At 47.7% G+C, this 6,428-nt stretch carries 9 protein-coding genes and 1 pseudogene; 9 read left to right on the forward strand and 1 reads right to left on the reverse strand.

Going from position 1 to position 6,428, the window contains the following annotated elements; genetic code table 11:
• The first annotated feature begins 40 nt into the window (after nucleotides 1-40).
• The 9 genes from grxB to A7090_RS13010 all read left to right on the forward strand — a co-directional run bounded on the left by grxB (nucleotide 41) and on the right by A7090_RS13010 (nucleotide 6,197).
• Entirely contained in the window at nucleotides 41-688 is a 648-nt protein-coding gene (grxB, locus tag A7090_RS12970) for a glutaredoxin 2 (protein WP_105274333.1), read from the forward strand.
• A 133-nt stretch (nucleotides 689-821) separates the two neighbouring features.
• Nucleotides 822-1,382 carry a lipoprotein gene (locus A7090_RS12975; protein WP_105274334.1) on the forward strand — a complete coding sequence of 187 codons (561 nt, stop codon included), beginning with the start codon at nucleotides 822-824 and terminating at the stop codon, nucleotides 1,380-1,382.
• A gap of 104 nt (nucleotides 1,383-1,486) precedes the next feature.
• Nucleotides 1,487-2,533, forward strand: coding sequence for a dihydroorotase (gene pyrC / locus A7090_RS12980; protein ID WP_105274335.1), 1,047 nt, complete (start codon nucleotides 1,487-1,489; stop codon nucleotides 2,531-2,533).
• A 73-nt stretch (nucleotides 2,534-2,606) separates the two neighbouring features.
• Nucleotides 2,607-2,852, forward strand: a complete 246-nt coding sequence (dinI, locus tag A7090_RS12985; RefSeq protein ID WP_001217754.1) for a DNA damage-inducible protein I — start codon at nucleotides 2,607-2,609, stop codon at nucleotides 2,850-2,852.
• Between the two features lie 289 nt (nucleotides 2,853-3,141).
• Nucleotides 3,142-3,396, forward strand: a complete 255-nt coding sequence (bssS, locus tag A7090_RS12990; protein WP_000414438.1) for a biofilm formation regulator BssS — start codon at nucleotides 3,142-3,144, stop codon at nucleotides 3,394-3,396.
• Nucleotides 3,397-3,510: 114 nt separating this feature from the next.
• Entirely contained in the window at nucleotides 3,511-4,629 is a 1,119-nt protein-coding gene (gene solA, locus A7090_RS12995) for an N-methyl-L-tryptophan oxidase (protein WP_105274336.1), read from the forward strand.
• A gap of 47 nt (nucleotides 4,630-4,676) precedes the next feature.
• A complete protein-coding gene (locus A7090_RS13000) occupies nucleotides 4,677-4,790 on the forward strand; it encodes a YceO family protein (protein ID WP_001253739.1) in 114 nt (37 codons plus the stop codon).
• Between the two features lie 262 nt (nucleotides 4,791-5,052).
• Nucleotides 5,053-5,619, forward strand: a complete 567-nt coding sequence (locus A7090_RS13005) for a cytochrome b (protein ID WP_105274337.1) — start codon at nucleotides 5,053-5,055, stop codon at nucleotides 5,617-5,619.
• Between the two features lie 2 nt (nucleotides 5,620-5,621).
• Entirely contained in the window at nucleotides 5,622-6,197 is a 576-nt protein-coding gene (locus A7090_RS13010; RefSeq protein WP_000749261.1) for a YceI family protein, read from the forward strand.
• 41 nt (nucleotides 6,198-6,238) lie between these two features.
• Here A7090_RS13010 and A7090_RS26565 read toward each other — a convergent pair.
• Nucleotides 6,239-6,367, reverse strand: a pseudogene (locus tag A7090_RS26565) (rhodanese-related sulfurtransferase); the annotation flags it as partial.
• Nucleotides 6,368-6,428 lie beyond the last annotated feature (61 nt).

The raw sequence follows: 6,428 nt of genomic DNA on the forward strand, positions 1-6,428 counted from the left end.
CCATACTGAAAGTGAACTGACAGCCAAATGGAGGAGTCACGTGAAGCTATACATTTACGATCACTGCCCTTACTGCCTCAAAGCCCGCATGATTTTCGGCCTGAAAAATATCCCCGTCGAATTACATGTTCTGCTCAACGACGACGCAGAAACACCCACCCGGATGATCGGTCAAAAACAGGTTCCCATTCTGCAAAAAGATGACAGCCGCTATATGCCAGAAAGCATGGACATCGTTCACTATGTCGATAAACTCGACGGCAAACCGTTACTGACCGGCAAACGTTCCCCTGCCATTGAAGAATGGCTGCGCAAGGTCAATGGCTACGCCAACAAACTATTGTTGCCGCGTTTTGCCAAATCGGCATTTGATGAGTTTTCCACTCCCGCCGCGCACAAATATTTCGTTGACAAGAAAGAGGCCAGCGCGGGTAATTTTGCCGACCTGCTGGCCCACTCTGACGGTCTGATTAAGAATATCAGCGATGATTTACGTATGCTGGACAAACTTATCGTCAAACCGAACGCCGTGAATGGCGAACTTTCGGAAGATGATATCCAACTATTTCCACTGCTACGAAATCTGACGTTGGTAGCCGGAATTAACTGGCCAAGCCGCGTTGCTGATTACCGCGATAACATGGCGAAACAAACACAAATCAATTTGTTATCGTCTATGGCGATTTAATCCTGACCCGCCGCGGCAGCCTGTATTCGCAGGTTGCCGCCGTTTTCAGTTTTTTCTGCTGGCGAGTTTATCGCTGATGACACATGCTGCGTTGTGTCAGGATATTGACGCAGATTTCATGTCGAGGACTACCATGAACAAGTTTTTATTTGCCGCTGCATTGATCATCAGTGGTCTGCTCGTTGGCTGTAATCAACTCACCCAATACACCATCACCGAACAAGAAATTAACCAGTCGCTTGCGAAACATAATAATTTCTCAAAAGATATCGGTTTGCCCGGCGTGGCTGACGCCCATATTGTTTTGACAAACCTGGCCTGCCAAATTGGTCGCGAAGAGCCGAATAAGGTTACCCTAACCGGAGACGCCAATCTGGACATGAACTCCCTGTTCGGTAGCCAGAAAGCGACCATGAAACTGAAGCTGAAAGCGCTGCCCGTGTTTAATAAAGAAAAAGGCGCGATCTTCCTGAAAGAGATGGAAGTAGTCGATGCGACGGTACAACCGGAAAAAATGCAAACACTGATACAAACGTTGCTCCCCTATTTGAACCAGGCTTTACGCAATTACTTTAACCAACAACCTGCTTACGTCCTGCGCGAAGATGGCAGCAAGGGGGAAGCAATGGCGAAGAAACTGGCGAAAGGTATTGAAGTGAAGCCAGGCGAAATCGTCATTCCGTTTACTGATTAATCACGAGGGCGCATTCGCGCCCCTTATTTTTCGTGCAAAGGAAAACGTTTCCGCTTATCCTTTGTGTCCGGCAAAAACACCCCTCAGCCGGAGCATAGAGATTAATGACTACACCATCCCAGGTATTAAAGATCCGCCGCCCAGACGACTGGCACCTTCACCTCCGCGATGGCGACATGTTAAAAACTGTCGTGCCGTATACCAGCGGAATTTATGGACGGGCTATCATAATGCCCAACCTGGCTCCCCCCGTGACAACGGTTGAGGCTGCTATGGCGTATCGCCAGCGTATTCTTGACGCCATACCTGCCGGGCATGATTTCACCCCGCTGATGACCTGTTATTTAACAGATTCGCTGAACCCTGATGAGCTGGAGCGTGGATTTAACGAAGGCGTGTTCACCGCTGCAAAACTTTACCCTGCAAACGCAACCACTAACTCCAGCCATGGCGTGACGTCGGTGGACGCAATCATGCCGGTACTTGAGCGCATGGAAAAAATCGGTATGCCGCTACTGGTGCATGGTGAAGTGACACATGCAGATATCGACATTTTTGATCGTGAAGCGCGCTTTATAGAAAGCGTGATGGAACCGCTGCGCCAGCGCCTGACTGCGCTGAAAGTCGTTTTTGAGCACATCACCACCAAAGATGCTGCCGACTATGTCCGTGACGGAAATGAACGGCTGGCTGCCACCATCACTCCGCAGCATCTGATGTTCAACCGCAACCATATGCTGGTTGGTGGCGTGCGTCCGCATCTGTATTGTCTACCAATCCTCAAACGCAATATTCACCAACAGGCATTGCGTGAACTGGTCGCCAGCGGTTTTAATCGTGTATTCCTCGGAACGGATTCTGCGCCACATGCACGTCATCGCAAAGAGAGCAGCTGCGGCTGCGCGGGCTGCTTCAATGCTCCAACCGCGCTGGGCAGTTACGCTACCGTCTTTGAAGAGATGAATGCTCTGCAGCACTTTGAAGCATTCTGTTCTGTAAACGGCCCGCAGTTCTATGGTTTGCCGGTCAACGACACATTCATCGAACTGGTACGCGAAGAGCAGCAGGTTGCTGAAAGCATTGCACTGACTGATGACACGCTAGTGCCATTCCTCGCCGGAGAAACGGTACGCTGGTCCGTTAAACAATAAAAATCGTAGCTACCTGTTGTCATTAGGCTATTTTACCTGTATAAATAACCAGTATATTCAACAGGGGGCTATTATGCGAATTGAAGTCACCATAGCGAAAACTTCTCCATTACCAGCCGGGGCTATTGACGCCCTGGCAGGTGAACTTTCCCGCCGTATTCAGTATGCGTTTCCTGATAATGAAGGCCACGTATCAGTACGTTATGCCGCAGCGAATAATTTATCGGTTATTGGCGCGACCAAAGAAGATAAACAGCGCATTAGCGAAATTCTCCAGGAAACCTGGGAAAGCGCCGATGACTGGTTTGTCAGCGAATAATATGCAGTAATTTTTGTTTTTGCCGGGTCGCCCCGGCTTTTTTATTTGACTTAATAAGTGTGAGTACAAAATTTCTACACTTCCACAAAATAATTGTACAATATGCTAAAAAAATATGAATAACATGCTGTTTTATTGTTCATATAAATCTTAAAAGCAGAAATTTATCTGCTCCCCTCTTTAAAAATTCGGTGAATACCCTTACTTGTTGGTATACTGAAGTTGCTTCAGATAAAAACGCATTGAACCTCGAATAACGTTGTCTAGTAACACGATTTAGGGGGCCATGATGGAAAAAAATAATGAAGTCATTCAGACTCATCCGCTCGTAGGGTGGGACATCAGCACCGTTGATAGCTATGATGCGCTGATGTTGCGTTTGCACTACCAGACCCCAAATAAGTCCGAGCAGGAAGGGACTGAAGTTGGTCAGACACTCTGGTTAACCACTGATGTTGCCAGACAATTTATTTCGATATTAGAAGCAGGAATCGCCAAAATTGAATCCGGTGATTTCCAGGTAAACGAGTATCGGCGTCATTAACATGACATGACCATCCACCCAAAAGGCACCTCACTGGTGCCTTTACCATTTCTGGGTTGTATATCTGCATTCAGTTAATTACTCTGCTTAAACCATGAGAGCAGAGAGAAAAAAATGAAATACGATCTCATCATTATTGGCAGCGGTTCCGTAGGCGCTGCCGCCGGGTATTATGCCACCCGCGCCGGTTTAAACGTGCTAATGACCGACGCCCATATGCCACCGCATCAACACGGCAGCCACCACGGCGATACGCGATTAATTCGCCATGCTTATGGTGAAGGCGAAAAGTATGTCCCGCTGGTCCTCCGCGCACAAGCGCTGTGGGATGAGCTCGCCCGCCACAACGAAGATGATCCCATTTTTGTACGCTCTGGCGTCATTAACCTTGGCCCGGCTGACTCCGCATTTCTCACCAACGTCGCCCACAGCGCAGAACAGTGGCAACTCAACATTGAAAAGCTCGATGCGCAAGGGATTATGGCCCGCTGGCCAGAAATACGCGTACCGGACAACTACATCGGCTTATTTGAGACTGATTCCGGCTTTTTACGCAGCGAACTGGCGATTAAAACCTGGATCCAACTGGCGCAGGAAGCTGGCTGTGCGCAGCTGTTCAACTGCCCGGTCACCGCAATTCGTCATGACGATGATGGCGTAACTATTGAAACGGCTGACGGTGAGTACCAGGCGAAAAAAGCGATCGTCTGCGCGGGAACATGGGTAAAAGACCTGCTCCCGGAGCTGCCTGTCCAGCCCGTACGCAAAGTATTTGCCTGGTATCAGGCCGATGGCCGCTATAGCGTGAAAAATAAATTCCCGGCGTTTACCGGTGAACTGCCCAATGGCGATCAATATTATGGTTTTCCGGCAGAAAACGACGCGTTGAAGATTGGCAAACATAACGGAGGCCAGGTTATCCATTCAGCGGATGAACGTGTTCCGTTTGCGGAAGTGGCCAGTGATGGGTCGGAAGCCTTCCCGTTCTTGCGCAATGTGTTGCCGGGTATCGGCTGCTGCCTGTACGGCGCTGCCTGCACCTATGATAATTCGCCTGATGAAGATTTTATTATCGATACCTTACCCGGCCACGATAATACACTACTCATTACTGGTCTGAGTGGGCACGGTTTTAAATTTGCGTCAGTTTTAGGGGAAATAGCCGCCGATTTTGCGCAAGACAAAAAAAGCGATTTTGATTTGACGCCATTCAGGCTTTCCCGCTTTCAATAATCATCATTACGGCCTCCAGAATGAGGCCATTTTTACAAGGGTATTTAATGCGTCGGTTAGTGAACTATCTCATCAATAATATTCGCGAGCATCTGATGCTTTATCTTTTTCTCTGGGGATTGTTGGCAATTATGGACCTGATCTACGTGTTTTATTTTTAGTCCTTCAGAACTGACATAAACTGACAAATATTTAACCTCCCTTTCATTTGTCGTGAAAAATTGAATAAGATTCTTCCTGCCTCTACAGCATTCATCAGACATCCCTGATGCTGAACCCACTAAACTTATGAAGATTCTTTCATTATTAATTCAAAATTATTGAAAATAACAATAAATATCATTTTGTTTGTTATTTTTGTGTTGCAATTCATTCTCCAACACGCCATCTTATTTCTCTTGCAAATTCGTTTCGGATGTACTTATGTCATTCACAAATACCCCTGAACGCTATGGTGTTATATCTGTGGCCTTACATTGGCTAAGCGCAATAATTGTCTACGGCATGTTTGCTTTAGGTCTGTGGATGGTCACGCTCAGTTATTACGATGGCTGGTATCACAAAGCACCCGAACTACATAAAAGCATCGGCATTTTGTTAATGATGGGGCTGGTTATTCGCGTTCTGTGGCGCGTCATATCTCCACCGCCGGGTCCGCTGCAAAGTTATTCACCCATGACTCGTCTTGGCGCAAAGGCAGGACATCTCGCATTGTACCTATTGCTGTTCGCCATCGGCATCAGCGGCTATCTGATCTCAACTGCCGATGGTAAACCGATCAGCGTCTTTGACTGGTTTGACGTCCCCGCGACTCTTGCCGACGCTGGCGCACAAGCTGACTTTGCCGGTGTCCTGCATTTTTGGCTCGCGTGGAGCGTCGTCGTACTCTCCGTTATGCACGGATTCATGGCCCTGAAGCATCATTTCATCGATAAAGACGACACTCTGAAGCGCATGCTGGGAAAGTCGTCATCTGACTATGGAGTATAAAAATGAAAAAAAGCCTGCTTGGTTTAACCTTCGCTTCCCTGATGTTTTCTGCCGGTTCAGCTGTCGCCGCCGATTACAAAATTGACAAAGAAGGTCAGCACGCCTTTGTTAATTTCCGCATCCAGCACCTTGGCTATAGCTGGTTATATGGCACCTTTAAAGATTTCGACGGTACTTTTACCTTTGATGAAAAAAATCCGGCTGCCGATAAAGTGAATGTGACAATTAACACCACCAGCGTCGATACTAATCACGCTGAACGCGATAAACATCTTCGCAGTGCGGATTTCCTCAATACCGCAAAATATCCACAGGCGACATTCACCTCCACCAGCGTGAAGAAAGACGGTGACGAACTGGATATTACCGGCGATCTGACGCTGAATGGCGTAACCAAACCCGTTACGCTGGAAGCGAAATTAATTGGTCAGGGCGACGACCCGTGGGGCGGTAAACGCGCAGGCTTTGAGGCCGAAGGCAAAATTAAGCTCAAAGACTTCAATATCAAGACAGATTTAGGTCCAGCTTCTCAGGAAGTGGATCTGATTATTTCAGTGGAAGGCGTACAGCAGAAGTAAGAGTGAAATATTGCCGGATGCCACGCATCCGGCAATGATATTTACTCTGTTGGATCAGGAATGCCCAATGTTGTATTCAGACGTCCACGAGACTTATTAAAGATCTTATTGCCATTTTCACGTCCTGCCCGACGGCGTCGCTGTTCTTCTGGCGGTAACGCACTTTCTTCGTAAGCGCATCATTTAAACCGTCTTTCGCCTCCCTTTCCTGTTTCCGATACTAATGTCCAT

It is taken from the genome of Escherichia sp. MOD1-EC7003, from assembly GCF_002965065.1.
Lineage (GTDB): Bacteria > Pseudomonadota > Gammaproteobacteria > Enterobacterales > Enterobacteriaceae > Escherichia.

Bases quoted from the DNA above. Each gene is read 5' to 3' on its own strand.
- solA (WP_105274336.1), top strand. From the start codon at position 3,511: ATGAAATACGATCTCATCATTATTGGCAGCGGTTCCGTAGGCGCTGCC.
- A7090_RS13000 (WP_001253739.1), top strand. From the start codon at position 4,677: ATGCGTCGGTTAGTGAACTATCTCATCAATAATATTCGCGAGCATCTG.
- A7090_RS13005 (WP_105274337.1), top strand. From the start codon at position 5,053: ATGTCATTCACAAATACCCCTGAACGCTATGGTGTTATATCTGTGGCC.
- dinI (WP_001217754.1), top strand. From the start codon at position 2,607: ATGCGAATTGAAGTCACCATAGCGAAAACTTCTCCATTACCAGCCGGG.
- A7090_RS12975 (WP_105274334.1), top strand. From the start codon at position 822: ATGAACAAGTTTTTATTTGCCGCTGCATTGATCATCAGTGGTCTGCTC.
- A7090_RS13010 (WP_000749261.1), top strand. From the start codon at position 5,622: ATGAAAAAAAGCCTGCTTGGTTTAACCTTCGCTTCCCTGATGTTTTCT.
- bssS (WP_000414438.1), top strand. From the start codon at position 3,142: ATGGAAAAAAATAATGAAGTCATTCAGACTCATCCGCTCGTAGGGTGG.
- pyrC (WP_105274335.1), top strand. From the start codon at position 1,487: ATGACTACACCATCCCAGGTATTAAAGATCCGCCGCCCAGACGACTGG.